Below are 25,571 nucleotides of genomic sequence, written 5' to 3'. Positions count from 1 at the left end.
GGGCTTCCTCACGCCGACTAGGTGTGAGGCCCATCTCAAGACCCTTACCTGGAGTGTGACGAACATGACCGCAATTGTTGATGTAAAAGCCCGTGAAATTTTGGATAGCCGCGGCAACCCGACCGTTGAGGTTGATGTGTTGCTGGAAAGCGGCGCATTTGGCCGTGCCGCAGTACCGAGTGGTGCTTCCACCGGCGCGCATGAGGCACATGAGCTGCGTGACGGTGGCGAACGTTACCTGGGCAAAGGCGTTCAGGAAGCTGTCAATAATGTTAATTTTGAAATGTTTGATGCGCTCTGCGGTCTGGATGCCACCGAGCAGGTTGATATCGACAATAAACTGATTGCGTTGGATGGGACGGAGAACAAATCCCGACTGGGTGCCAATGCCATCCTCGGTGTGTCTTTGGCGGTTGCCAAGGCCGCGGCGCATGATTGCGGCCTGCCGTTGTTCCGCTATGTTGGTGGCAGTTTTGCCAAGACCCTGCCGGTGCCGATGATGAATATCATCAATGGTGGCGAGCATGCGGACAATCCGATCGACATTCAGGAATTCATGATCATGCCGGTTTCCGCCGGCAATGTGAAAGAAGCCGTCCGGATGGGTGCGGAAGTGTTTCATGCCCTGAAATCCGGCCTGAAAAAAGCCGGTCACAACACAAATGTTGGTGATGAGGGTGGTTTTGCCCCGAATCTGGGCTCTGCGACCGAGGCGTTGGAATTCATCATGAAGTCCATTGAAGCCGCCGGGTACAAGCCGGGTGATGATGTGGCTCTGGCACTGGATTGCGCCTCAAGTGAATATTATAAGGACGGCAAATATGTGTTGGCAGGTGAGGGTAAGACTCTCGATGCCGCTGGTAATGTTGATTATCTCAAGGGACTGGTCGACGCATTCCCGATCATTTCCATTGAAGATGGCATGCATGAAGATGATTGGGACGGTTGGAAGGCTCTAACCGAAACCATTGGTGATCGTGTGCAGTTGGTCGGGGATGACCTGTTTGTAACCAACCCGGCGCGCCTGTCCCAAGGGATCGAAAAGGGCATTGCCAACTCCATTCTGATCAAAGTGAACCAAATCGGTACCCTGACGGAAACTCTGGCTGCCGTGGAAATGGCGCATAAAGCCGGTTATACCGCTGTCATGTCGCACCGTTCCGGTGAAACTGAAGACAACACCATTGCCGATCTGGCGGTTGCCACCAACTGTGGCCAGATTAAAACCGGTTCGCTGTCCCGCTCCGACCGATTGGCCAAATACAACCAGCTGATCCGGATCGAAGAAGAATTGGCGGATGCAGCCCAGTATGAAGGTCGTGGTATCCTGAAATAATCCACTGTCAGGATTGTTTTAGTAGTGTGTTGAGCCGGCTCTGCCTTGATTGGCAGGGCCGGTTTTCTTTTACAAATACTGAAGTTGCTTTTATTCAAGATATGGTTGCTTGAATACTTTGCCTGTGTAATAGAATACCGCGAAGCAAGTGTCTGTATAGTAAAAACAAGAAATCACCCAAATTAGTCATATTTCAGTGATACCCGCATTTTGGCAAATATAGTGGTTGGCGTTGGCTGCTATGGCAGATGTGGTGTTTTGGCCTGTTTCTTGCGTCCTCTCACTATTTCAAAGCATGCTTTTTATGATTGACCAGCCGATTCGGATGTGATTCGCTGCCCCTATGACAGTTCTTCGAGAAATACGCTATCGAGCCAGACAGGTGATCACTCCGGTAATCGGAGCCTGTGTGGTCGGCTATTTCGTTTATCATTCGGTTCAGGGAGATCGGGGGGTGCTGTCCTATCTGCGCTTAAATAACGAGGTTAAGCGTGCAGCGATCACACTGGCGGCCGTTAGCCAGCAGAGAGAAGATCTTGAGCAGAAAGTGGGGCTTTTGCATCCGCTTAGTCTCGATACGGATATGCTGGAAGAACGTGCGCGGCTCAGCCTCAATATCGCCGATCCGAATGATGTTGTGATCATGGGGGCGGCCTCGGCCAATTGATCGTCGGCACATTGGTCGTTATTCGGCGTTTCGTGTTTCTTCTCAAGAGATCTTATTCGTTTTTTTGATAATGCTTGGTTTGCTGCGTTGCAGCGAATTGGTGCTGTTGGTAATGCCTTTTTGAATCAAGCTGTTAAGCAATTGAAAACATGTGATAATTGATTTTTGCCCTGCGACATTACTGCAAGATCGATGTGTTTTTTGCAATAATTTAATAAAAATGATGCAATGACGTAATATAATTGCGCTCAATGGGTGTTTGTGCGGTGCGGCTTGCTTGAATTGCATTTTAACCATATATTGGTTAATATCAATTTTGTTGTTTTATAACAATAATATAGCTTGGATTGACTTGAGTGAGCATCCTGTGCGAAGAGTGTTATACAAGAATTCAGTCGATCATCGCTTTTCTGTCTGATGGTCAATTTGGTGCGTACCAACTCTCAATAAACGGGGACTCAGATGGTGAAATCACCTGCCAAGAGGAAAGCCGTGAAGCCTGCGGCGCGCAGAGCCTCTAATGTCAATCCGGAACAAACTCTGGAAGATTATCGAAACATGCTGTTGATCCGCCGCTTTGAAGAAAAAGCGGGCCAGCTGTATGGCATGGGTCTGATTGGTGGTTTCTGCCATCTCTATATCGGTCAGGAAGCTGTTGTTGTCGGCATGCAATCCTGCCTGAAGGAAGGTGATGCCAATATCACTTCCTACCGCGATCATGGCCATATGCTGGCCTGTGGCATGGACCCCAAAGGGGTCATGGCGGAGCTGACCGGCCGTGAGGGCGGATATTCCAAAGGCAAGGGCGGTTCCATGCATATGTTCTCCCGCGAGAACAACTTTTTCGGCGGTCATGGTATTGTCGGCGCCCAGGTGCCGCTGGGTACCGGTGTGGCCTTTGCGCAGAAATATCGTGGTGAAGATACTGTGTCCCTGGCTTATCTTGGGGATGGCGCGGTGAACCAGGGGCAGGTCTATGAAGCCTTTAACATGGCGGCCCTTTGGAAACTGCCGGTCATTTATGTGATCGAAAATAACAAATACGGCATGGGCACCTCTGTGGAGCGTTCGTCGGCCGGTGGTGCGGAACTGTTTAACCGCGGCAAGGCCTATGGCATCCCCGGTGTCGCAGTTGACGGTATGGAAGTGGAAGAGGTTCGGGCTGCCGGCGAAAAGGCGGTCGCACATTGCCGGGCGGGCAAAGGGCCCTACATCCTGGAAATGAATACCTATCGCTATCGCGGCCATTCCATGTCAGATCCGGCGAAATATCGCTCCAAGGAAGAAGTGAATACGGTCAAGCAGAAGCATGATCCCATTGATCATGTGAAGCAGATCCTGATCACCGGCGGTCATGCCAGCGAAGAGGATCTCAAGGTGATCGACAAGGAAATCAAGGCGATTGTTTCTGAGGCCGCAGATTTCGCACAAACCAGCCCGGAACCGGATCCGTCCGAATTGTGGACCGACGTCCTGATTGACGCGTGACACCGCCTAAGATTTCTCCAGAGGATTAAATTAATGTCTATTCAGATTTTGATGCCGGCGCTGTCTCCGACCATGACCGAAGGCACGCTTGCAAAATGGAACATCAAGGAAGGCGACACGGTCGCCTCTGGCGATGTGATCGCTGAAATCGAAACCGACAAGGCCACCATGGAAGTGGAGGCGGTTGACGAAGGTATTGTTGGCAAGATCCTGATCGGTGAAGGCACGGACAATGTGGCTGTGAATACCCCGATCGCGGTTCTGCTGGAAGAAGGTGAGGATGCCGCGAATATCGATGCGGACGCTCCCGCACCGGCGGCCCCTGCGGCAGATGCACCGGCGCCTGCGTCGGAAGCGCCGTCAGAGCCCGCAACCGCATCCGCGCCTGCCACCGCATCTGTTGCTGCCGAGCAGGAATGGACCGGTGCGACCGTCAACCAGACAGTGCGTGAGGCCTTGCGAGATGCCATGGCCGAAGAGATGCGCCGGGATGAGGAAGTCTTCCTGATGGGCGAGGAGGTTGCCCAATATCAAGGGGCCTACAAGGTGAGTCAGGGCTTGCTGGATGAATTTGGTGACAAGCGGGTCATCGACACCCCGATCACCGAGCATGGTTTTGCCGGTATCGCGGTCGGTGCGGCCTTCACCGGTATGAAGCCGATTGTCGAGTTCATGACCTTCAATTTTGCCATGCAGGCGATCGACCACATCATCAACTCGGCAGCCAAAAGCCTTTACATGTCCGGTGGCGCGATCAGCGCACCGATGGTTTTCCGTGGCCCCAATGGCGCGGCATCCCGTGTTGCGGCCCAACATTCGCAGTGTTATGCCAGCTGGTACGGCCATGTGCCGGGCCTTAAAGTGGTCAGTCCCTGGTCCGCGGCGGATGCCAAGGGCCTGTTGAAATCCGCGATCCGCGACCCGAACCCGGTTATCTTCCTGGAAAACGAGCTTATGTATGGCTCTTCCTTTGATGTGCCGGACTCAGATGACTGGACCGTCCCGATCGGCAAGGCAAAGATCGTGCGTGAAGGCACCGATGTCACCATCACCGCGTTCTCCATCATGGTCGGAAAAGCCTTGGAAGCTGCTGAAGAATTGGCCAAGGCCGGTATCAGCGCCGAGGTGATCGATCTGCGAACCATCCGTCCGCTCGATACCGAAACCATCGTGAAATCGGTTATGAAGACCAACCGTCTGGTTTCCGTCGAAGAAGGCTGGCCCTTTGCGGGGATTGGTTCTGAACTGGCGGCACAGATGATGGAACAGGCGTTTGATTGGTTGGATGCACCGGTGATCCGGGTCCATGGCAAGGATGTGCCGCTGCCTTATGCGGCCAACCTGGAACAACTGGCCCTTCCGCAGCCCAAGGATATCTTTGAAGCCGCTAAAGCGGCTTGCTATCGCTGATTTCGGTGAGAGGAGACACGGATTATGCCCGTACAGGTACTTATGCCGGCGCTTTCGCCGACCATGACCGAAGGCACCCTGGCCAAATGGCTGGTCAAAGAAGGGGATGAGGTCAATAGCGGTGATGTGATCGCCGAAATCGAAACCGACAAGGCAACCATGGAAGTGGAGGCCGTTGATGAAGGGATTGTTGCCAAGATCCTGGTGAGTGAGGGCACGGAAGGTGTGCCGGTTAACCAGCTGATTGCAGTCCTGGCGGAAGAAGGTGAGGATCCCGCGGATGCAGCTAATGCCGCAGGCGATTCTGCGCCGGCCCCGGCGGCTTCTGCCGCGCCGGAGAAAACCCCGGCGGCTGCAACCTCTGTCGAGCCTGCCGCCAGCCCGGCCCCGGCCGCACCGGTTGCGGAAAGTGGTGAGCGCATCTTTGCCTCCCCGCTGGCGCGCCGCATCGCAGCGGATGAAGATCTGGATCTCAAGCTTGTTTCCGGTTCCGGCCCGCGCGGCCGTATCGTCAAGGCGGATGTGGAAGCGGCAATCGCCGGTGGCACGGCTAAGGCTGGTGCAGCTGCGCCTGCCGCTGCCACAGCTGCCGACGCTCCGGCACCTATGTCGACCGAGAATCCGTTCGAGCCAGAATTCAAATTGCAGAGCCTGAACAATATGCGCAAGACCATTGCGCGCCGTTTGACGGAATCCAAACAGAATGTCCCGCATTTCTACCTGTCGGTGGATATCGAGATCGACAAGCTGCTGGAGATGCGCAAGGAGCTGAATGCCCGGGCCGACGGTTCTTTCAAGCTTTCGGTCAATGATATCGTGATCAAGGCGGTCGGTATTGCGTTGCGTAAGGTGCCGGCGGCCAACGCCTCTTGGGCCAACGAAGGGCTTAAGCTCTACAAACGTGCTGATGTCTCCGTGGCAGTCGCTATTGATGGGGGCCTGATCACCCCGGTTGTCCGCGATGCGGGCGGCAAGGGTCTGGAAACCATTTCTAATGAGATGAAAGAGCTGGCGGCTAAAGCCCGCGACGGCAAATTGCAGCCGGAAGAATTCCAGGGCGGCACTTTCTCTGTTTCCAATCTGGGCATGTTTGGAATCGATAATTTCCAGGCTGTGATCAACCCGCCGCAGGCCTGCATCCTGGCGGTTGGTGCCGGTAAACAGAAGGCTGTCGTGAAGGATGGCGCCCTGTCGGTAGCCACAGTCATGACGGCCACGCTCTCTGTTGACCATCGGGCGGTTGACGGTGCGGTCGGTGCGGAATTCCTGAAGGTCTTTAAGGGCCTGCTGGAAGAACCGCTGTCCATGATGCTTTAAGCGCCAACATTAAACGCAAGGGAAATGATCAATGGCTGATAGCTCTTTTGATGTTGTTGTTGTCGGCGCGGGGCCGGGCGGTTATGTCACCGCCATCCGTGCGGCTCAGCTGGGCATGAAAACCGCTGTGGTAGAAGCCAATCACCTGGGTGGGATTTGCCTGAACTGGGGCTGTATTCCCACCAAGGCGCTGCTGAGGTCGGCGGAAATCTACCATTACATGAAGAATGCAAAGGCCTATGGCCTGAGTGCGGAAAAGGTGGATTTCGATCTGGAGGCGATCGTCAAACGGTCCCGTCAGGTCTCTTCGCAGTTGAATAAAGGTGTCGGTGGCCTGCTGAAAAAGAATAAGGTCACGATCTTTGACGGCTGGGGCAAGCTGGCCGGTGGTACGGGCGGTGCCCGGAAGGTCACCGTCGAAAAAGACGGCAAGGTTTCGGATACCCTGACCGCCAAACATGTGATCCTGGCAACCGGTGCCCGCGCCCGTGAGCTTCCGGGCCTGGAGGCGGATGGCAAGCTGGTCTGGACCTACAAAGATGCCCTTGTGCCAAAAGAAATGCCCAAGAGCCTGCTGGTGATCGGTTCAGGCGCTATTGGCATTGAATTTGCCAGCTTCTTCAATACCCTGGGTGCCAAAGTTACTGTTGTTGAAGTGATGGATCGCGTGCTACCGGTAGAGGATGAGGAAATCTCCGCCTTTGCCAAGAAGAGCTTCGAAAAGCAGGGCATGACGATCATGGCCGGTGCCACGGTCAAAGGGCTGAAGAAATCCGCCAATAATGTCACCGTCACGGTGGAGCAGGGCGGAAAGAGCCAGGAAATTATTGTTGATCGGGTGATTTCCGCTGTCGGTATTGTCGGCAATGTGGAAAATATCGGTCTGGAAGGCACCAAGATTAAAGTCGATCGCACCCATGTGGAAATCGACGAATGGTGTGAAACCGGTGAGAAGGGGATCTATGCGATTGGCGACTTGGCCGGCCCGCCCTGGCTCGCTCATAAAGCTGAGCATGAAGGCGTTATTTGCGTCGAAAAGATTGCAGGCCTGAAAGATGTTCATCCGCTTAATATCCGCAATATTCCTGGCTGTACCTATTGCCATCCGCAGGTGGCCTCTGTCGGCTTGACGGAGAAGGCGGCCAAGGAAGCGGGCTATGACATCAAGGTTGGCCGTTTCCCGTTCATCGGTAACGGCAAGGCTATCGCGCTGGGTGAGCCGGAAGGGCTGATAAAAAGCATCTTTGATGCCAAAACCGGGGAATTGCTGGGTGCGCATATGATCGGTGCGGAAGTGACAGAGCTGATCCAGGGCTATGGCATCGCCAAGACCCTGGAAACCACAGAAGCCGAACTGATGCATACCGTATTCCCGCATCCGACATTATCAGAAATGATGCATGAATCGGTACTTGATGCTTTCGATCGTGTTATCCATATGTGATTGACCGACGGATAACCGGCTAATTTAAGTCTAATCCGCTTGAATTCACCCGGATATTGTGGAGGAATGGGATAAGCAGGGGCAAATTTGTTTTAAGGCGTCGTTTCTATGGAAATGGAAGCTGTGGAGAAGATGGCTACATTGCGTCATCCAAGGATCAGGAAAGTGGTCCGGCAACTGGAATGGGATGGCGGTGATTGGAAGCATATTCTTATCATCAAAACGGATTTGTCTCTGAATACCCAGTCGGCTGACTATGACAAGGAAGCTGTGAACCAACTGGTCACGGCGATCAGTACCACGTTAAAAAATGCCAAGGCAGGCTACCATAAGATCAAGATCGAAGAGGTCTGAGCCGTATCTGGCCTGGGTATGAAGGAAGTCTCAATGAGTGAAAATTCCGAAACGCGCCAATTCCGCCATCCTGAAAAACGGAATCGCCCAGATAATCCGATCCAGCGCAAGCCGGAATGGATTCGTGTGAAAGCACCGGTGAGTAAGGAATACAAGGCGACGGCGGGTTTGGTGCGCGAGCATAACCTCACGACCGTTTGTGAAGAGGCTTCCTGTCCCAATATCGGTGAATGCTGGTCCAAGCGGCATGCCACATTTATGATCATGGGGGAGATTTGCACACGGGCTTGTGCCTTTTGCAATGTTGCGACCGGCAAGCCCGGTCGTCTGGACCCGTTTGAACCTTTCCGGGTCGCGGATGCAACCGCCAAGCTTGGCCTGGAACATGTGGTGATTACTTCCGTTGACCGGGATGATCTGGAAGATGGCGGCGCTCAGCATTTTGCGGAGACCATCGCAGCGATCCGCAAGAAAGCTCCGGATACCACGATTGAGATCCTGACACCTGATTTCAAGGATAAGCCCGGTGCGCTTGAGGTTGTGGTAGAGGCCAAGCCTGATGTGTTTAACCATAATATGGAAACCGTGCCACGCCTTTATCCGACAATCCGTCCAGGTGCGCGCTATTACCATTCCCTTAATCTGCTGGACCGCGTAAAACAGCTGGATCCTTCCATCTTTACCAAATCCGGTATCATGGTCGGGCTGGGTGAGGAAAAAATCGAAGTCCAACAGATCATGGATGATTACCGGGCGGCTGATGTGGATTTTCTGACGATTGGCCAATATCTGCAGCCGACCCCGAAACATGCGGCGATTGACCGGTTTGTCACTCCGGAGGAGTTTGACGCATACGCGGTCATGGCGCGGTCAAAAGGCTTTCTGATGGTGTCTTCGTCACCGCTGACCCGGTCAAGCTATCTCGCGGGCGATGATTTTGCCCGCTTGCGCGAGGCTAGACAAAAGCAGCTCGCAAATGCTAGGTGAGCCCGGTAACGGACCATTTTAGTGAGTTAGCGCTTTGCCTACCCATGCAAAGATAGAATTTGTCCCCCATAGCCCGGAACAGCTTTTCGATCTCGTTGCGGATATCGAACGCTATCCCGAATTTCTGCCCTGGTGTTGCGGTGCGCGTATTCGTAAGCGCGTTGAGGATGTCGTGGTGGCGGATTTGATCATCGGATTTAAGGGGATCAACGAGCGCTATACCAGCCGGGTGCATTTGGACAAAGAGAATCTCATAATTGATGTTCAGTATGAGAATGGTCCGTTCAAGCATCTGAAAAACCATTGGAAATTCTTGCCTGCAGATGGCGGATGCAATATCGATTTCTATATCGATTTTGAATTCAAGTCACGAATCTTGCAGGCGCTTATTGGGGCACTTTTTAACGAAGCTGTTCATAAAATGGTCTCGGCTTTTAAAGCGCGCGCTGATCAGTTATATGGGTGCGAACATTAAAAAACTTCATTTGTAGTTATGATTTGAGGTGATTCGAATCGGCTGCGAATCGAAATCTGAGTCTTGTGTTCGTCGAATTTCTTCCTACCAAATCTCGTGTTTCATTCATCCCGAATTTGATATAAAACTGACTCTATTAGGTTTTAAGCGTAATTTCGGGATGGGCGAGTGATCACCTCTGCACAAATCAGGGCCGGACGCGCCTTGATCAATGCCAAGCAAAGTGAGCTTGCCAAGGCGGCAGGCGTCTCGCTCGCGACGCTCAATAATATTGAACGTGGCCTTGGTGATCCACGGGCCAGCACCCTGGAAGCAATCCAGCGTGCCCTGGAATCTGCCGGGGTTACCATGGAAAGCGACGGCGTTCACGAAACCGTCTCCTTGTCGACCTTATTGCGGCCCACCACTTACGACACTTATGCAGCCAGCCAACGTGTGTTGGAGCTTCTCACCCAGGATAAGCTGTTCAAATTGGACCGGCTGCTGTTTTTTGTGCGCTGGGCGCATAATGTGCATGAAGGGGATGAGCCGCACCGCATCTGCCTTCTAGCAGAAGGGAAAAGCCGGTCGATCCTGTTTGATCAGGTTGATTTCAACCTTTCCGGCGGCGCCCGCGTTGCCGAGGTTGCTGGAATCATGCTGGTCGCATTTGCGAAATATGGCGCTGATTTGGAATATATCCCCGACATTCTGGATGATACGACGATCAATCCAGCGGATGAGGTGGCGGCTAGGTTGCGCAATGCTGATCGGATGGTACTGTCACATCCCAAGGACCTTGTCGATCTGATTGGCAATTGGGAGGGGCTGGTTGCCCATTTTGGTGACCGGCAGGGCCATCCAATGCAAAATCTGGTGCAATTCCTGAAAGTGACTGGCCGAACGGGTTAGAGACTCAGTCTTTCAAGAGTTTGGCTCAAGGCCTTCCTGACGGTTGCGAGGCGAACGTCGGAACGATCGCCTGTAAAGTTACTTTTTATCACCGTGCATAAACCGTCGCGGGTTGCGATCCCGATATAAACCAGACCGGTGGGCTTGGCCTCGGACGCGCCGGGTCCGGCAACTCCGGTCACGGAAATGCTGATATCGGCGGCAGAATGCGTTAGCGCGCCAAGCGCCATTTCATGGGCCACCTCATGGCTGACGGCCCCTACGGCGGGAAACAAATCTTCCGGCACGTCCAGCATGTCGATCTTGGCGTCGTTGGAATAGGTGTTAAAGCCGCGGTCAACCACATCAGAGGATCCGGCGATTTCTGTGAGTGCGCCACAGATCAATCCGCCGGTACAGGATTCCGCTGTGGCTAGCTTCCAGCCTCGCTGGCGGCAGGCTTGAAGAACGTCTGTTGCTAATTGCAGTATGGTCTCGTCAAACATAGGGAAGCCAGCCGTAATCATTGATGTAATAGAGGGCTATACCGGCATAGAGGCCGGCAATCATATCGTCGGTCATAATCCCGATGCCGCCGGGAAGGCGCTTGTCTGCCATATTGGCAGGAAAGGGCTTCACGATATCCATGATCCGGAACAGGAAAAAGCCGACCACCAGTGATGATAAAGAGAGCGGGATAGCGGCCAAAGTCAACCAAATGCCGGCCACTTCATCAATGACGACTTCACTGGCGTCATGGGATTGTGTCATCTGGGAATATAGCCCGGAACTCCAGATGCCGACCCCATAGGCCATCAGGGCCATGATGAACAGGCCTGTCTGGCCGAAGGATTGGCCAATTGCCCAGGCAAAGGGCAGGGCGGCCAATGTACCCCAGGTGCCTGATGCGGGGCGCAGATAGCCTGCGCCGAACCAGGTGGAGATCCAGTTGGCGGGATGGAGAAAGGGCGGTCGGTTTGTCTTGGTCATGCCAGCACCATGGCGGTTGCTTGCGCGGCGATTCCTTCCTTCCGACCGGTAAAGCCGAGCTTTTCCGTTGTGGTGGCCTTGATGCTGACCCGGTCTTCCGGAATTTCCAGAATTTGGGCGATCGATATTGTCATGGTTTCCCGATAGGGGCCGACTTTAGGTGCCTGGCAAATGATGGTGATGTCGACATTGGCGATTTCACCACCGCGTTCCCGGATCAGTTTGGCTGCGTGTGACAGGAACTTGTCCGAGGCGGCGCCTTTCCACTGCGGGTCACTGGGCGGAAAATGGGTTCCAATATCACCGGCGGCGATTGTGCCAAGCAAGGCATCGGTCAGGGCATGCATGGCGACATCGGCATCTGAATGGCCCTCAAGTTTCTGGTTGTGCGGGATTTTGACGCCGCAGAGGATCACATGATCGCCATCAGTAAAACGATGCACGTCAAACCCATTGCCGCAGCGTGGAAGTCTGGATTGGTTCATGTGAGGGCCTGTCTTTATAAAGTCTTCCGGCGTTGTGAGTTTGATATTCGATTCTTCCCCAGGGACGATCAAAACATCAAGCCCTGCTTTTTCGGCGACGGCCGCGTCATCCGTGAGAATCTCCCCTGCGTACTGTCGGTGCGCGGCGAGAATTTCCACAAATCTGAAGCCTTGTGGTGTCTGGGCGCGATACAGGCTGGCACGATCCAGTGTCTCAGCAATATGGCCGTTTTTATCGGTGCGTTTTACGGTGTCCACAACCGGCAAGCCAGGAATGGCTGCGACATGATCCTTCAGGGCTGTGATGGTTCGGCTGATGAGATCAGCGCTTGCAAAAGGACGTGCGGCATCATGGATCAAGACCAGATCGGGATTGATATCTTCAAGGGCTTCCAGACCGTGCCGAACAGAATCCTGCCTCTCGGTCCCACCATGAATAGGGGCGGCCAGTTCCAATCCTTTTACCGCTTGCTGGTACAGCTCCTGGTCGTCCGGGTGAATCACCACATGGACACTGTCAATTACAGGATGGGCGTTCAGGCTGCACACGGTCCTTCGCAACAGCGGCATGCCTCCGGCATCCCGATATTGCTTGGGGATACCGCTTCCGGCACGCTTTCCGCGGCCTGCGGCGACGATCAATGCCACACATCCCGGCATGATTTTTTCAACCCTTTTGCTTCTATGCCAGAAAGGAACTGGCAGTGACGATTTAGAGTGATATATATCGCGGGATGAACCAGATGTCTCAAGTCCTAACCTATTCGCTGCCCGTGTTTTTTGCGCTGATTTCCCTTTATGCGCATGCCCGTTGGCGTAAACGCGCTGTGATGGCGTGTCTGATCGGCGTGATTTCCGGGTTATCGCTGTTCCAGGTTTGGCTGGCAATGCGGGGTGGTTGGTCTGGGGATTTTGTGCACACCATTTGGCTGACGGTTGCGGCAAGCATCGCAATTTTTGCCCTAATCCTTCCTGTTAACAAGACGGTGTATGACCTTTCCGGATTATTTCTGCCTTTGGTGACGGCAACGGCTTTTTTTGCAATGGGATGGTATATTTTTGCACCCGCACCGTCTGTCGCTGTTGCGCAGGATTTTAACGGAACGGCTTGGATATTCGTTCATATTGGCACAGCGGTGGCCACTTATGCGATGCTTACCATTGCGGCATGCGCTTCCCTGGCTGTCTGGATCAAGGAACATGCCCTCAAAAGGAAGATGCGCAATATCCTGGCGGATGGACTGCCACCCGTGATGGCGGCGGAAAGTCTGCAGATGCGAATGCTCTCCCTTGCCGAAGGGGTGCTGGCGGTCAGTCTCCTGTCTGGTATGGCGGTTGAATATACATCCAAAGGTGTCTTGTTGAGCTTCAGCCATAAAGAAGTGCTCTCGCTGTTGGCATTTGTTGTCATCGGCTTTCTTCTGTTGGCAAATCACCGTTTTGGAGTGCGGGGTAAGCGGGCTTCGCGGTTATTGCTGCTGGCTTATTTGCTTGTTGTGCTGGGCTATCCCGGGGTGAAGTTGATCATCGGGCTGCTGGTTTCTTAAGCAGGGATCAAAAAATCTGGCCTTGCGGGCTGAACTCCGCTATTGATTGCCTAAATTTTAATCGCTGTTTTTAGATTGCGTAATTCATGACCTTATCGTCGATCAATATCGGTGATGTCACCATCGCCAATCCGGTGCTTTTGGCACCGATGTCCGGTGTGACGGATCTGCCGTTTCGTAAAATGGTGCGTCGCCAGGGTGCTGGGATGGTGGTTTCTGAAATGGTGGCCAGCAATGAGGCGCTGCGCGAGACCAAAGGCACCATGAAGCGCCTCTCACGAGAACCGGACGAGCAGCCTCAAGTCGTGCAACTGGTGGGGCATGATCCCTATGTCATGGCGGAAGCCGCCAAATTCTGTGAAGATTTGGGCGCAGACATAATCGATATCAATTTTGGTTGTCCCGCCAAGAAAGTCACCAACAAACTATGTGGTTCCGCCATCATGCGGGATCTGCCTTTGGCAACGGATATCCTGACGGCGGTTGTGGGGGCGGTCTCACGCCCGGTCACGATGAAAATGCGCACCGGCTGGGATATGGATATGAGAAATGCGCCAGAACTGGCGCGGATCGCAGAAGACTCTGGCATCCGGATGGTAACAGTCCATGGCCGAACCCGTGAGCAGAAATATACCGGCCAAGCGGACTGGTCCTTCATTCGCAAGGTCAAGCAGGCGGTCTCGCTTCCGGTCATTGCCAATGGCGATATTACTGACCGTTCCAAGGCAGCAAGATGTCTGGAAAAATCCGGGGCGGATGGTGTGATGATTGGTCGTGGGGCCCAGGGGCGCCCCTGGTTTTTGGCCCAGGTGATTGCGTTTCTGGATCGTGGCGAGAGGATTGATGATCCGGATATTGTGCGACAGCGGGATCTGTTGCTGGAACATTATGATTTGATCCTGAGCCATCATGGCACTTACAGCGGTGTCCGTATGGCCCGTAAACATCTTGCTTGGTACATCAAGAATTTGCCGGGTGCGGCCGCGGTTCGGAATGATTTGGTCAAAATGGAAGAGCCACAAAAAGTTGTTGATGCCATTTGTGACTATTACGCACGCATGTCAGACCTGATGTGCGCATTACCCGCCGGAGACGTTTGATATGGATGGCGGTGATCTAAAGGGCAAAGGTCCGGGATTGGGGTTCGATTCTATTCTAAGTTCATTGCCGGATCCAGTGCTGGTGGTCGATTCCAGTGATGATGTGGTTTATGTGAATGGCGCGGCGGAGCAGTTTTTCCGCGGCAGTGTCGCGATGCTGCAGCGATCCAATCTTCAAGATTTGATTCCCCATGACAGCCCGATGATGGCACTGCTTTTCAAAGTGCGCCGTTCGGGAAACAGTATGACCGAGCATTCAGTGCCGCTTTCCACGCCCAGGACGGGGGAGAATATAGTCTCAATTGATGCGGCCCCCATTGTGGATGATACCAGAAAGGTGGTGTTGGTTCTGCGGCCTGAAACGATTGCTGGCAAGTTGAATGACAGTCTGTTGCAGCGGGGTGCCGCACGCTCTGTATCCGCGCTTTCCGCCATGTTGGCACATGAGGTGAAAAATCCCCTGTCCGGTATTCGCGGTGCGGCTCAGCTTCTTGAGGCGATGGTCGAGCCGGAGGACCGGCAGTTGACCAAACTGATCGTTGAGGAAACAGACAGGATTGTGAAACTGCTCGATAGCATGGAGGTCTTTTCCGATAACCCTGGCCTGCAGCGAAGCCCGGTCAATATCCACGAAGTTCTTGATCATGTCATACAGCTGTCAAAAGCTGGTTTTGGAAAAGGGGTTAAACATGTCATCAAATATGATCCCTCGCTGCCGCCGGTATTTGGCAACCGGGATCAACTGATCCAGATCTTCCTGAATCTGGTCAAGAATGCGGTCGAGGCCGTAGAGTCTTCCGATGGGGAAGTGACGGTGACAACTTCCTACAGGCATGGGGTCCGGTTAACTGTCCCGGGTGTCGACAGCATGCTTTATTTGCCGCTGGTGGTCAGTATTCAGGATAACGGGCCTGGGATTCCAGATGATATGCGCCGGCATCTTTTTGATCCTTTCATATCGACCAAACAGGGGGGCTCGGGCTTGGGGCTGGCGCTGGTGGCTAAGTTTGTCAGTGATCACGGCGGGGTCATCGATCTGGATTCCCGTCCCAAAAATACTGTGTTCAATGTTTTGCTGCCGATGATCCGGCCGGAAAACCAATCTGAAAACAGGGGTGAGGAATGAGTGGGGAAACCATTCTGGTCGCGGATGACGACCGGGCAATTCGCACAGTGTTAGGACAGGCGTTAGGCCGGCAGGGCTATGATGTACGGCTGACCAGCAATGCAGCAACACTCTGGAAATGGGTGGAGGATGGGGCTGGAGCCCTGGTGATCACCGATGTGGTCATGCCGGATGGCAACGGTTTGGATCTGATCCCGCAGATCAGAAAACGCCGACCGGATCTGCGGGTTATTGCCATGAGCGCACAAAACACGCTGACAACCGCCGTGAAAGCCACCGAACGTGGTGCTTTTGAATATTTGCCCAAACCGTTTGATCTGAGCGAATTGCTGGAAACCGTCGAGCGTGCCATCAAGGCCGTTCAGGATGCACAAAGCGCTACCGACCAGGCGGAGATCGAAGACGAGCGCCTGCCATTGATCGGACGGACCCCGGCGATGCAGGAAGTTTACCGGGTCATAGCCCGCCTGACGGCAACGGATCTTTCTGCCCTAATCACTGGGGAATCAGGCACCGGCAAAGAACTGATTGCACGGGCCTTGCACGAATATTCCAAGCGCCGTCAAGGACCGTTTGTGGCTATCAATATGGCCGCCATCCCCCGGGATCTGATCGAAAGTGAGTTGTTCGGCCATGAAAAAGGGGCGTTTACCGGCGCGGTGAACCGGCAGGCGGGGAAGTTTGAGCAGGCGGAAGGCGGCACTCTCTTTCTGGATGAAATTGGTGATATGCCCATGGAGGCGCAAACCCGATTGCTGCGGGTGTTGCAAGAAGGCGAGTATTCAATGGTGGGCGGTCGTTCTGCCATTAAAACCGATGTTCGTATTGTCGCGGCTACCCACAGGGATCTGAAACAATTGGTCGGGCAGGGATTGTTCCGCGAGGATCTTTATTACCGGTTGAATGTTGTGCCGATCCGGGTGCCGCCCCTGCGGGAGCGCCGGGATGATGTTCCCGATCTTGTCCGCCATTTCCTGTCTCAGACTGTGGAAGATGGTTTGCCGGCCAAAACGTTGACCGCTGCCGCTGTGGATCGGTTGAAGCAGGCCCGCTGGCCAGGAAATGTGCGTGAACTTGAGAATGTTATCCGTCGGTTGGCGGCACTCTATTCCCAGGACCAGATTGATGTGGATGTCATTGAAGCAGAACTGTCGGATCAACCTGCTTACGAGACTCTATCTGGCGATTTCCTGGATAAAGAGAGTCTGAGTCAGGCCATTGAACGCCATCTTCGGAAATATTTTGAGGCGCATCGCAATGATTTTCCGGCGTCAGGCGTCTATGGGCAGATCTTGAGGGAGTTGGAGCGTCCCTTGATTTCCCTCTGCCTGGAGGCAACGGATGGAAATCAGGTGAAGGCTTCGGAAATCCTGGGCCTGAACAGGAATACATTGCGTAAGAAAATTCGTGAACTTGATATTCCTGTTGCGAGAGGGCGGCGTTAAGCGATGAATAGCGGTTTGGTTTCATCAGAAACGCATGTAACGGCACAGAAACCTCAGGGCACCGAGAAAACGGGACGTTTGCGACTATCGTTGCGGATGGAGCGTGTTTTTTCTTTCATTCTGCTTGGATTGGCAGCGGCCTCGGGGGTCGCGACCTATGCGGTATTAACCAGCTCCGACCTCAATGCCTCCCCTCAGGAGATCATGAGCCTCATCTCTTTGGATCTGGTTCTTTTGCTGATGCTGGGCATTTTGGTGATCCGGAAGATTGTCAGTATCTGGTCTGCCCGTCGGCGGGGCTCGGCCGGCGCACAATTGCATGTCCGCCTAGTCGTGATGTTCGGCGCACTTTCGGTTGCGCCAACGATAGTTGTATCGGTCTTTTCCCTGCTGTTTTTTGATTTGGGCTTGGAATCCTGGTTCTCGGATCGGGTACGTACAGCTTTGTCCGAAAGCCAGGCGGTTGCGGAAGCCTATTTGAAAGAACATCAGAAGAATGTTCAAAGCGACGCTCTCAGGATTGCACGAGGAATCAGCCGGGATGCCTTCCAGCTTGAAAATGACACGAATAAGCTGCACGCGGCGCTAAATATCCATTCCCAGCTCCGTGGAATTCACGAAGCCCTCATTTTTAATCCGGACGCAGGGGTGATCGCACGCTCTGGATTGACCCTCGTGCTGGAGTTGGAGCCGATCCCCCAGGAAGCCATCAAAGATGCGCGGGATGGGGAGGTTGTTCTCCTGGAAGCCAGTCAGGATGATCGTGTGCGCGCGCTGGTGCGTCTGGACAATTTTTTACAGGAACGGTTCTTGTTGGTGGGGCGCTATGTGGATTCAACTGTCCTTTCCAGAACCGAACAAACGAGAACCGCAGTCGCGCAGTTCGAACGGCTGGAAGGTGAGCGTTCCGGTATCAAGGTGATTTTCCTGTTAGCGTTCATCGTGGTGGCGCTATTGCTGTTGCTGGGCTCGGTCTGGATCGGCTTGATCTTTGCCTCCCGGCTGACCCAGCCAATCAGTGAACTGATTGCGGCGACGGAAAAGGTCCGGGGCGGGGATTTGAATACCCGGGTTCCTGAACTGGCCGCCACTGACGAACTTGGGGTTCTCAGCCGTGCCTTCAACCGTATGACCAGTCAGTTGGAATCGCAGCGTGGCGAATTGCTGGATGCCGCGCAGCAGATTGATGAAAGACGACGGTTTAGCGAAGCTGTTTTGACTGGGGTCTCTGCCGGTGTGATCGGACTGGATGCTAAGGGGCGCATAGATCTGCCCAACCGTTCCGCCTCTATCCTTCTGGGTATTGATTTGGAAGAGTTAACGGGCCACGAACTAAGCGCGGTTGTGCCAGAGCTTTCCGAGGTGATCAATCAGGCGCAGAAGCTTCGCGGTGGTAAGCATGTGGAAGAAGAAGTTAAAGTGGAGCGCGAAGGCGAAACAACCACGTTGTTTGTTCGTATCTCGAAAGAATCGAGCCAGGGTAAACTATCAGGATTTGTCGTGACCTTTGACGATATGTCCGATTTGCTTGCGGCACAGAGAAAAGCGGCCTGGGCGGATGTGGCGCGACGCATCGCCCATGAGATCAAGAACCCGCTGACCCCGATCCAGCTTTCCGCTGAACGGTTGAAACGAAAATATCTCAAGCAGATCCAAACCGATCCCGAAACGTTCCAGGGGTGCGTGGATACGATTATACGCCAAGTGGATGATATCGAGCGGATGGTTACGGAGTTTTCCAGCTTTGCCCGCATGCCGAAACCGACAATACAGCGGCAAAATCTCTCCGATATATGCCGTCAGGCCGTATTTTTGCAAAAAAATGCGAACACACATATTCGCTATGAGACAGAGATCCCGGAGGGAGCTCTGTATCTGGATTGTGACAGCCGACAGATTTCTCAAGTGGTGGTAAACCTGCTGCAGAATGCCCATGACGCGATTGTCGGGCGTCAGGATGATGCTGGCACAGCATATCAGGGAAATATCACGTTGCGTTTGCGGCAGGATGCGGACAAAATCCTGGTAGAGGTAATCGACAATGGTAAGGGGCTTCCTCAGGAAGGCCGCGACAGGTTGACCGAACCTTATGTCACAACCCGCAAGAAGGGGACCGGGTTGGGGCTGGCCATTGTCAAGAAAATCATGGAGGACCACCAGGGCGGTTTGATCCTGGAAGATGCGCAAGGCCCGGAAGGCGGCGCGCATGTGACCTTGTATTTTAATCGACGCCAGGAGACGGAACCTGGCCCAGAAGAGCAAGAAAGTAAGGAAAAACTGTCCCATGGCAGCTGATATCCTGATTGTTGATGATGAAGCCGATATCCGGATGCAAATGGCTGGTATCCTGGAAGATGAAGGCTTTGAGACCCGTGAAGCCGCCAACAGCGCGCAGGCCTATAGTGCGGTTGCCGCGCGCCAACCGTCTTTGGTGATTCTTGATGTCTGGCTGAATGCCAGTGAGCATGACGGGCTGCAGATTCTAGAGAATATTAAAAGAGATCATCCCAGCCTGCCGATCATCATGATCAGCGGTCACGGTACGTTTGATATGGCCGTGAGCGCCACGAAGATTGGTGCCTATGATTTTATTTCCAAACCATTCAAGACGGATGTGCTGCTGCATACCATTGATCGTGCTCTGAGTGAGGCAAAGCTCCGGCGGGAAAATGAAGAGCTGCAGAAACTGACCGGTGGTGGGATCACGGGACTAATCGGCGACAGTGTCCAGATCCAGGATGTGCGTAAAGCTATTGAGAAGGTTGCAGCAACGGAAAGCCGTGTGATGATCACAGGTGCACCCGGAGCGGGCAAAAGCCTGGTTGCACGCCTGATCCATAAGAATTCCACCCGTGCGGACGGCCCGTTTGTGGTTCTGAACTGTGCTAGCCTGGAACCGGAAACCATCGATGCCGCGTTGTTTGGCGTTGAAGCGACAGAGCATGATCGCCGAAAGATCGGTGTTCTGGAGGAAGCTCATGGCGGTACGCTTCTGTTGGATGAAGTGGCCGACATGTCCCTGGAAACGCAGGGAAAGATCGTACGCGTGCTACATTCACAAAAATTCCAACGCCTGGGTGGAGATACCTGGGTTGATGTGAATGTGCGCGTGCTGGCTACCACAAACCGGGACCTTAACGCTTTGATCGAACAAGGGGTGTTCCGCGAGGATCTCTATTATCGGTTGAATGTTGTGCCGCTGGCCATTCCGCCCCTGAGTGCCCGTCGTGGTGATATACCTGCCCTTGTAACCTATCTGATGGACCGTTCGGCAACAGCAAAGGGACGTACGGCACGTGCCCTGGGCGACGATGCGCTCGCTGCCTTGCAGGGGTATGGCTGGCCGGGCAACGTTTGGGAACTCAGCAATGTTCTTGAGCGACTGTTGATTCTGGCCCCTGGCGATTCCTGTGATCTGATTGGCGCGGACAGTGTCTCTGCGGCGCTGAACGAGAGCGAAGAAGAGAATCTGGTGGGATGGGGCAATGCTGCTGAGGTGATGAGCCTGCCTTTGCGTGAAGCGCGCGAGGCTTTTGAACGGGATTATCTGCTTTTCCATCTGACCCGGTTCGGCGGCAATATCAGCCGCACGGCAGAGTTTGTCGGCATGGACCGCGCCGCCCTGCATCGGAAATTGAAAGGGCTCGGCATGAATGGCGGTCCCAAACAAAAGGCGGTTGGTTGAAACATGTTTCTGGATCCGGCAAGCCCCGTGATATAGGGCTGTTGGCCAGAGACGGGTTTAACAAAGGGTATTTTATCCGATGAAAGTAGTTATTTGCGGCGCGGGTCAGGTTGGGTTTCACCTGGCCCGATACTTATCGAGCGAACAGAATGATGTGACCGTCGTTGACCAGTCTCCGGAGCTGATCGGCAAGATCAACGATCAGCTTGATGTGCAGGCTTTTGTCGGACATGCGGCCCATCCGGATGTCCTTGAGCGGGCAGGGGCCGAGAATGCGGACATGTTGATCGCTGTGACCTTCACCGATGAAGTGAATATGACGGCATGCCAGGTTGCGCATTCTCTTTTTAATGTGCCGACCAAGATTGCGCGCATCCGGCAGCAAAATTATCTCAATCCTATGTGGGGAGACTTGTTCGCGCGCGAGCACCTGCCCATCGATGTGATCATTTCACCGGAAAAAGAGGTAGCACGGGCCATTGGGCGTCGTCTGCGGGCGCCGGGCGCTTTTGACATCCTGCCCATGGGGGATGACAAAGTGAGGGTGATTGGTGTGCGTTGTACCGAAGACACGCCGGTGATCAATACCCCGTTGCGCCAGCTGACTTCCCTGTTCCCGGACCTGAATATCGTGGTCATCGCGATTTTGCGCGATGAACGCATGATCATTCCGACCTCCAATGATCAGATGCTGCCCGGCGATGAGATTTATTTTGTTGCCGATAAAGAGCATGTCTCCCGCGCCATGGCGGTTTTTGGCCATGAGGACAAGAAAACCCGCAGGATCATTATTGTCGGTGGCGGTAATATCGGCACATTCGTGGCGAAGAATCTGGAGGATTCTGACGAAGGCTATTCTGTTCGGATCATCGAGCAATCTAAGGCCCGGGCACGCATCGTTGCGGAGGAATTGCCGACCACCAATGTGATTTTGGGCGATGGCCTGGACAGCGAGATCCTGGAAGAAGCCAATATCCATCAGGCGGAAACGATCATTTCCGTTACTGATGATGATGAAACCAATATCCTGTCCTCTTTGCTGGCCAAGCGGTTTGGCGTTGAGCGTGCCGTAACTCTGGTGAATAAGAACAGCTATGCGCCGCTGATTACGACGCTTGGGATTGATGTGGTGGTTTCGCCGCGTGAAATCACGGCTTCCACAATTTTACAGCATGTCCGGCGTGGCCGGATCCGCTCTGTTCATTCACTGCGCGACGGTTTTGCGGAAATTATTGAGGCGGAAGCCCTGGCAACGTCACCGCTGGTGGGGAAGAAGATCAAGGAAGCCAAGCTTCCCAAAGGCATTTTGGTCGGCGCGATTGTCCGTGGGGATGAGGTTATCATTCCGCGACCCAGCACGGATATTCAGGAAAACGATATCGTGATCATGATGGTGGCCGCGGAATCCGTCCGGAAAGTGGAAAAAATGTTTGCGGTCCGACTGGAATATTTCTAAATCCAGTCAATGTGATCACAAATTAGTAAGAAGAAGGTTAAGTCGATGCCGCGTTACGCCTATGTCAACGGACGTTATTGCCATCATGGTGAGGCAACGGTCCATATCGAAGACCGGGGATATCAGCTTGGAGATGGTGTCTATGAAGTGGTGACTATCCTGAACGGTAAGATGGTTGACGAAGCCGGCCATTTGGATCGGTTGGAACGGTCCTTGTCCGAGTTGCGGATTGATATGCCGGTGAAACGGGATGTGATCCGCATGATTTGCCGCGAAATGGTCAAGCGAAACGGCATCGACAATGGGTTGGTTTATATGCAGGTCACACGTGGCGTCGCACCGCGAAACCATGCTTTCCCGACCAAACCGGTGAAACCTGCCTTGGTCATGACCACCAAACGGATGGATTTTGCCCGAATGGCGAAATTCACCGATGGCGTGGAAATCATTACCGTGCCCGAACAGCGCTGGGCGCGCCGTGATATCAAGACCATTGGATTGCTGCCAAACTGCCTGGGCAAGCAGGCGGCTGTGGAAGCCGGTGCTTACGAGGCCTGGCAGGTGGATGACGACGGTTACGTGACGGAAGGAACCTCTTCCAATGCGTGGATCCTGACCAAGGAGAAGAAGCTGGTGACCAGGCAACTGAACCAGGACATTTTGCATGGGATTACCAGAAAGACTGTTCTGGAATTGGCGGTGGAAAACGGCATTGAGGTGGAAGAACGTGCTTTCACCCTTCAGGAAGCCTATGAGGCGTTGGAGGCCTATGCCACCAGCGCAACATCTTTTGTGACACCGATTGTCAAAATTGATGACCATGTTCTGGGCAATGGCAAGCCCGGTTCTTTTGGTCTGAAGCTTCTTGCGGCTTATCAGGAATACGCCGGTGGCAAGGGGGCTAGTTGATGCGAGCGGAAGCCAAGATTGGCGGTGAGGTAGTCTCCTTGCCGAAACCGAAAGCCATTTTGTTTGATTGGGATAATACCCTGGTCAACAGCTGGCCGGTGATACACCAGGCTTTGTCTGAAACTTTCGTGGCTTATGGGCGGGAACCCTGGAGCCTGGAAACGGTGATGGGCAACGTTCGTTATTCCCTGCGCGACAGTTTCCCGGAACTGTTCGGAGAAAAGTGGGAAGAGGTGCGCGAATATTTTTACGGGCGTTTCCGGGCAATTCATCTGGAAGCCCTGATCCCCATGGCTGGTGCCGGTGAGATGCTGCAAGCGCTCTACGGTGACGGCATCTTTCTGGGGGTGGTCTCCAATAAAACCGGCAACTATCTGCGGGATGAAGCCGATCATTTGGACTGGACGGGCTATTTTGGCGAGATTATCGGTGCGGGCGATGCCGCCAGGGACAAGCCGGCTCCTGACCCGCTGACCATGCTGCTAGAGCGTGCGGGCCTAACGGCGGGACCGGAGATCTGGTTTGTGGGGGATTCCGGGGTGGATATGGAAATCGCTCATCGTACAGGTTGTTCTGCAGTTTTGATTCATCAGGATAATCCGGAGGCGGACGAGTTTCATAAGCATCCTCCGCAATTGGATGTGGTCAACAGTATCGGTTTGTTGAAGGCTGTCCGGGACCTGATGGACTAGAAAGAAACCTCTAGAGAGATGAAAATTCAATTTCCTTTGGGAATTATAGTGTTGCCATCTAACTCTGATATTGAATAGAAGTAATTGACGGGGTACCCTCGCGATGGAATGGGCAATGGTGGCGATTGCCTCAAACAATAAGAATACAGGGGGCATTAATGTCCGAAAAGAACCAAAACCTGCAAGACGTCTTTCTGAATAACCTGCGTAAGAATAAAGCATCCGTGACTGTTTTCCTGGTCAATGGTGTAAAACTGCAGGGCATCATTACTTGGTTTGACAATTTCTGTGTCCTGCTGCGGCGGGATGCGCATTCTCAGTTGGTGTATAAACACGCCATCTCGACGATTATGCCGTCGACCCCGGTTCAGCTGTTTGAGCCGGATAAAGAAGAAGAGTAAGTTAGGAACGAAATTGCCGACGCATTCCAGTGCGATCGGAGAGGGTGGGGGCCCGGCTGAACAGAGCCGGGCTCTTGTGCTTCATCCGGTCATCCGCCAGCGTGGTGAAAGATTGCGCGACCCTGAAAAACGGCTTGAAGAAGCGGTTGGCCTGACCCAGGCCATCGATCTTCATGTTGTGCATGCGGAAAATATCCGGGTGGACAAAGTCCAGCCAGGCACCTTGATCGGTGGCGGTGTGCGTGAGCGCATGGCCCATCTTGTGGAAGAGATGGAGATCGACCTGGTGATCATGGATTGTGCGCTGACCCCTGTTCAGCAGCGCAACCTTGAAAAGGAATGGGGCTGCAAGGTTATTGACCGGACCGGGCTTATCCTTGAGATTTTCGGAGCCAGGGCCCGCACCCATGAAGGCCGGTTACAGGTTGAATTGGCGGCGATGAAATTCCAGCGCTCGCGGCTGGTGCGTAGTTGGACCCATTTGGAGCGCCAGCGCGGTGGTCTCGGCTTTATTGGTGGACCCGGGGAAAGTCAGCTTGAAATTGACCGCCGTTTGATTGACGAGCGTATCGGCAAGCTGAATCGTGAATTGGAAACAGTAAAGCGCACCCGGGAGTTACAGCGTTCCGCCAGGCAGCGTGTGCCTTATCCTGTTGTGGCATTGGTTGGTTATACAAACGCCGGAAAATCCACACTTTTCAACTATATGACCGGTTCTGAAGTGTTTGCCAAAGATTTGCTCTTTGCGACTCTTGATCCCACCATGCGGGCGATACGATTGGAAACAGGGCGCAATGTCATTCTATCGGACACGGTCGGTTTTATCTCTGATCTTCCAACCGACCTAGTTGCCGCGTTCCGGGCGACGCTGGAAGAGGTTGTCGAGGCGGATGTCATCGTTCATGTGCGGGATATCGCCAGCGAGGACAGCGAAGAACAGCGCCTGGATGTGGAGGAAGTGCTGGAAAGCCTGTCCCTGGATTCCGATGTGCCGATTGTTCAGGTCTGGAACAAGGCTGATCTTCTGGATCAAGAAGAGGCATCCGCGGTTTTTGAACGGGCGGAGCGCGAGGACAATACCGTCGTATTGTCTGCTATCAACGGTCATGGCACTGATACATTCGGTTTGATTCTGGAGAAGCTCTTGTCCCGTGGAGAAGAGCGCATGACCCGGTTGGTCGCCTATGGAGACGGCAAACAGATCGCCTGGCTCTATGAAAATTGTCATGTGATTGAACGCCGGGATCTGAACGAAGGCATGGAGCTGACGATTTCGGTTTCAGACAAGTTGGTGGGACAGATGGAGAATTTGTTCGGGCCGGTGGCCGGGAAACCGGAATAATCCTGTTAACGGTCTTTAGAAAACCGGCAAATCGGTTTATACAGG

24 protein-coding genes are annotated in these 25,571 nt (G+C 53.7%); 21 read left to right on the top strand and 3 right to left on the bottom strand.

Features of this window, described 5'->3' with window-relative positions; genetic code table 11:
• Positions 1-64: 64 nt before the first annotated feature.
• From eno to DFP90_RS00210, 10 genes are all read left to right on the top strand, one after another.
• The gene (eno, locus tag DFP90_RS00255; RefSeq protein ID WP_115934428.1) at positions 65-1,336 is read left to right on the top strand and encodes a phosphopyruvate hydratase; all 1,272 of its coding nucleotides are present in this window, start codon (positions 65-67) and stop codon (positions 1,334-1,336) included.
• Between the two features lie 343 nt (positions 1,337-1,679).
• The gene (locus tag DFP90_RS00250) at positions 1,680-2,003 is read left to right on the top strand and encodes an FtsB family cell division protein (RefSeq protein ID WP_115934427.1); all 324 of its coding nucleotides are present in this window, start codon (positions 1,680-1,682) and stop codon (positions 2,001-2,003) included.
• A gap of 462 nt (positions 2,004-2,465) precedes the next feature.
• Positions 2,466-3,491, top strand: coding sequence for a pyruvate dehydrogenase (acetyl-transferring) E1 component subunit alpha (gene pdhA, locus DFP90_RS00245; protein ID WP_115934426.1), 1,026 nt, complete (start codon positions 2,466-2,468; stop codon positions 3,489-3,491).
• A gap of 33 nt (positions 3,492-3,524) precedes the next feature.
• A complete protein-coding gene (locus DFP90_RS00240) occupies positions 3,525-4,901 on the top strand; it encodes a pyruvate dehydrogenase complex E1 component subunit beta (RefSeq protein ID WP_115934425.1) in 1,377 nt (458 codons plus the stop codon).
• Between the two features lie 24 nt (positions 4,902-4,925).
• A complete protein-coding gene (locus DFP90_RS00235; protein ID WP_115934424.1) occupies positions 4,926-6,218 on the top strand; it encodes a pyruvate dehydrogenase complex dihydrolipoamide acetyltransferase in 1,293 nt (430 codons plus the stop codon).
• Between the two features lie 31 nt (positions 6,219-6,249).
• The gene (gene lpdA / locus DFP90_RS00230; RefSeq protein ID WP_115934423.1) at positions 6,250-7,662 is read left to right on the top strand and encodes a dihydrolipoyl dehydrogenase; all 1,413 of its coding nucleotides are present in this window, start codon (positions 6,250-6,252) and stop codon (positions 7,660-7,662) included.
• A gap of 108 nt (positions 7,663-7,770) precedes the next feature.
• Positions 7,771-8,016, top strand: coding sequence for a hypothetical protein (locus DFP90_RS00225; protein WP_115934422.1), 246 nt, complete (start codon positions 7,771-7,773; stop codon positions 8,014-8,016).
• Between the two features lie 33 nt (positions 8,017-8,049).
• The gene (gene lipA / locus DFP90_RS00220; protein ID WP_218044539.1) at positions 8,050-9,003 is read left to right on the top strand and encodes a lipoyl synthase; all 954 of its coding nucleotides are present in this window, start codon (positions 8,050-8,052) and stop codon (positions 9,001-9,003) included.
• A 34-nt stretch (positions 9,004-9,037) separates the two neighbouring features.
• A complete protein-coding gene (locus DFP90_RS00215; protein ID WP_115934420.1) occupies positions 9,038-9,478 on the top strand; it encodes a type II toxin-antitoxin system RatA family toxin in 441 nt (146 codons plus the stop codon).
• A 168-nt stretch (positions 9,479-9,646) separates the two neighbouring features.
• Entirely contained in the window at positions 9,647-10,369 is a 723-nt protein-coding gene (locus DFP90_RS00210; RefSeq protein WP_115934419.1) for a helix-turn-helix transcriptional regulator, read from the top strand.
• On the opposite strand, the gene DFP90_RS00205 is transcribed toward DFP90_RS00210, so the two are convergent.
• From DFP90_RS00205 to DFP90_RS00195, 3 genes are read right to left on the bottom strand one after another with little or no spacing between them, the layout of a single operon-like run.
• Positions 10,366-10,854 carry a CinA family protein gene (locus tag DFP90_RS00205; protein ID WP_115934418.1) on the bottom strand — a complete coding sequence of 163 codons (489 nt, stop codon included), beginning with the start codon at positions 10,852-10,854 and terminating at the stop codon, positions 10,366-10,368. The genes DFP90_RS00210 and DFP90_RS00205 overlap by 4 nt on opposite strands.
• Complete coding sequence (locus tag DFP90_RS00200) at positions 10,847-11,338, bottom strand: phosphatidylglycerophosphatase A family protein (RefSeq protein WP_115934417.1); 492 nt, start codon at positions 11,336-11,338, stop codon at positions 10,847-10,849. Before DFP90_RS00200 ends, DFP90_RS00205 begins: the two co-directional genes overlap by 8 nt.
• Complete coding sequence (locus DFP90_RS00195; protein ID WP_115934416.1) at positions 11,335-12,483, bottom strand: bifunctional 2-C-methyl-D-erythritol 4-phosphate cytidylyltransferase/2-C-methyl-D-erythritol 2,4-cyclodiphosphate synthase; 1,149 nt, start codon at positions 12,481-12,483, stop codon at positions 11,335-11,337. Before DFP90_RS00195 ends, DFP90_RS00200 begins: the two co-directional genes overlap by 4 nt.
• 74 nt (positions 12,484-12,557) lie before the next feature.
• Here DFP90_RS00195 and ccsA point away from each other — a divergent pair, with 74 nt between their 5' ends.
• The 11 genes from ccsA (at position 12,558) to hflX (ending at position 25,526) form a co-directional block, all read left to right on the top strand.
• Positions 12,558-13,370 carry a cytochrome c biogenesis protein CcsA gene (gene ccsA / locus DFP90_RS00190; RefSeq protein ID WP_115934415.1) on the top strand — a complete coding sequence of 271 codons (813 nt, stop codon included), beginning with the start codon at positions 12,558-12,560 and terminating at the stop codon, positions 13,368-13,370.
• Between the two features lie 86 nt (positions 13,371-13,456).
• On the top strand, positions 13,457-14,470 hold the full coding sequence (dusB, locus tag DFP90_RS00185) for a tRNA dihydrouridine synthase DusB (RefSeq protein WP_115934414.1): 1,014 nt from the start codon (positions 13,457-13,459) through the stop codon (positions 14,468-14,470).
• Position 14,471: 1 nt separating this feature from the next.
• A complete protein-coding gene (locus tag DFP90_RS00180; RefSeq protein WP_115934413.1) occupies positions 14,472-15,596 on the top strand; it encodes a two-component system sensor histidine kinase NtrB in 1,125 nt (374 codons plus the stop codon).
• Entirely contained in the window at positions 15,593-17,041 is a 1,449-nt protein-coding gene (gene ntrC, locus DFP90_RS00175; RefSeq protein WP_115934412.1) for a nitrogen regulation protein NR(I), read from the top strand. The genes DFP90_RS00180 and ntrC overlap by 4 nt, the downstream gene beginning before the upstream one ends.
• Before the next feature lie 3 nt (positions 17,042-17,044).
• Positions 17,045-19,336, top strand: a complete 2,292-nt coding sequence (locus DFP90_RS00170; protein ID WP_342767777.1) for a sensor histidine kinase NtrY-like — start codon at positions 17,045-17,047, stop codon at positions 19,334-19,336.
• Positions 19,326-20,726: a nitrogen assimilation response regulator NtrX gene (gene ntrX / locus DFP90_RS00165; RefSeq protein ID WP_115934410.1), complete on the top strand. Its 1,401-nt coding sequence runs from the start codon at positions 19,326-19,328 to the stop codon at positions 20,724-20,726. Before DFP90_RS00170 ends, ntrX begins: the two co-directional genes overlap by 11 nt.
• Before the next feature lie 79 nt (positions 20,727-20,805).
• The gene (gene trkA, locus DFP90_RS00160; protein ID WP_115934409.1) at positions 20,806-22,182 is read left to right on the top strand and encodes a Trk system potassium transporter TrkA; all 1,377 of its coding nucleotides are present in this window, start codon (positions 20,806-20,808) and stop codon (positions 22,180-22,182) included.
• Positions 22,183-22,227: 45 nt separating this feature from the next.
• Positions 22,228-23,091 carry a D-amino-acid transaminase gene (locus DFP90_RS00155; RefSeq protein WP_115934408.1) on the top strand — a complete coding sequence of 288 codons (864 nt, stop codon included), beginning with the start codon at positions 22,228-22,230 and terminating at the stop codon, positions 23,089-23,091.
• Positions 23,091-23,783: an HAD family hydrolase gene (locus DFP90_RS00150; protein WP_115934407.1), complete on the top strand. Its 693-nt coding sequence runs from the start codon at positions 23,091-23,093 to the stop codon at positions 23,781-23,783. The genes DFP90_RS00155 and DFP90_RS00150 overlap by 1 nt, the downstream gene beginning before the upstream one ends.
• 158 nt (positions 23,784-23,941) lie before the next feature.
• Positions 23,942-24,184: an RNA chaperone Hfq gene (gene hfq / locus DFP90_RS00145; RefSeq protein WP_115934406.1), complete on the top strand. Its 243-nt coding sequence runs from the start codon at positions 23,942-23,944 to the stop codon at positions 24,182-24,184.
• Between the two features lie 13 nt (positions 24,185-24,197).
• Positions 24,198-25,526 (top strand): GTPase HflX, encoded by a 1,329-nt coding sequence (gene hflX, locus DFP90_RS00140; RefSeq protein ID WP_425452123.1) that lies wholly within the window; start codon positions 24,198-24,200, stop codon positions 25,524-25,526.
• Positions 25,527-25,571: the final 45 nt, after the last annotated feature.

It is taken from the genome of Aestuariispira insulae (assembly GCF_003385955.1).
GTDB lineage: Bacteria > Pseudomonadota > Alphaproteobacteria > UBA8366 > Aestuariispiraceae > Aestuariispira > Aestuariispira insulae.
This window is presented reverse-complemented; position numbering and strand designations above follow the sequence as displayed.

Excerpts from the sequence above, each read along its gene's own strand:
- DFP90_RS00170 (WP_342767777.1), top strand. The coding sequence starts at position 17,045 with ATGAATAGCGGTTTGGTTTCATCAGAAACGCATGTAACGGCACAGAAA.
- pdhA (WP_115934426.1), top strand. The coding sequence starts at position 2,466 with ATGGTGAAATCACCTGCCAAGAGGAAAGCCGTGAAGCCTGCGGCGCGC.
- dusB (WP_115934414.1), top strand. The coding sequence starts at position 13,457 with ATGACCTTATCGTCGATCAATATCGGTGATGTCACCATCGCCAATCCG.
- ccsA (WP_115934415.1), top strand. The coding sequence starts at position 12,558 with ATGAACCAGATGTCTCAAGTCCTAACCTATTCGCTGCCCGTGTTTTTT.
- DFP90_RS00195 (WP_115934416.1), bottom strand. The coding sequence starts at position 12,483 with ATGCCGGGATGTGTGGCATTGATCGTCGCCGCAGGCCGCGGAAAGCGT.
- DFP90_RS00240 (WP_115934425.1), top strand. The coding sequence starts at position 3,525 with ATGTCTATTCAGATTTTGATGCCGGCGCTGTCTCCGACCATGACCGAA.
- ntrC (WP_115934412.1), top strand. The coding sequence starts at position 15,593 with ATGAGTGGGGAAACCATTCTGGTCGCGGATGACGACCGGGCAATTCGC.
- DFP90_RS00200 (WP_115934417.1), bottom strand. The coding sequence starts at position 11,338 with ATGACCAAGACAAACCGACCGCCCTTTCTCCATCCCGCCAACTGGATC.
- ntrX (WP_115934410.1), top strand. The coding sequence starts at position 19,326 with ATGGCAGCTGATATCCTGATTGTTGATGATGAAGCCGATATCCGGATG.
- DFP90_RS00205 (WP_115934418.1), bottom strand. The coding sequence starts at position 10,854 with ATGTTTGACGAGACCATACTGCAATTAGCAACAGACGTTCTTCAAGCC.
- DFP90_RS00180 (WP_115934413.1), top strand. The coding sequence starts at position 14,472 with ATGGATGGCGGTGATCTAAAGGGCAAAGGTCCGGGATTGGGGTTCGAT.
- DFP90_RS00235 (WP_115934424.1), top strand. The coding sequence starts at position 4,926 with ATGCCCGTACAGGTACTTATGCCGGCGCTTTCGCCGACCATGACCGAA.
- trkA (WP_115934409.1), top strand. The coding sequence starts at position 20,806 with ATGAAAGTAGTTATTTGCGGCGCGGGTCAGGTTGGGTTTCACCTGGCC.
- lpdA (WP_115934423.1), top strand. The coding sequence starts at position 6,250 with ATGGCTGATAGCTCTTTTGATGTTGTTGTTGTCGGCGCGGGGCCGGGC.
- DFP90_RS00150 (WP_115934407.1), top strand. The coding sequence starts at position 23,091 with ATGCGAGCGGAAGCCAAGATTGGCGGTGAGGTAGTCTCCTTGCCGAAA.
- eno (WP_115934428.1), top strand. The coding sequence starts at position 65 with ATGACCGCAATTGTTGATGTAAAAGCCCGTGAAATTTTGGATAGCCGC.
- DFP90_RS00225 (WP_115934422.1), top strand. The coding sequence starts at position 7,771 with ATGGAAATGGAAGCTGTGGAGAAGATGGCTACATTGCGTCATCCAAGG.
- lipA (WP_218044539.1), top strand. The coding sequence starts at position 8,050 with ATGAGTGAAAATTCCGAAACGCGCCAATTCCGCCATCCTGAAAAACGG.
- DFP90_RS00250 (WP_115934427.1), top strand. The coding sequence starts at position 1,680 with ATGACAGTTCTTCGAGAAATACGCTATCGAGCCAGACAGGTGATCACT.
- DFP90_RS00155 (WP_115934408.1), top strand. The coding sequence starts at position 22,228 with ATGCCGCGTTACGCCTATGTCAACGGACGTTATTGCCATCATGGTGAG.
- hfq (WP_115934406.1), top strand. The coding sequence starts at position 23,942 with ATGTCCGAAAAGAACCAAAACCTGCAAGACGTCTTTCTGAATAACCTG.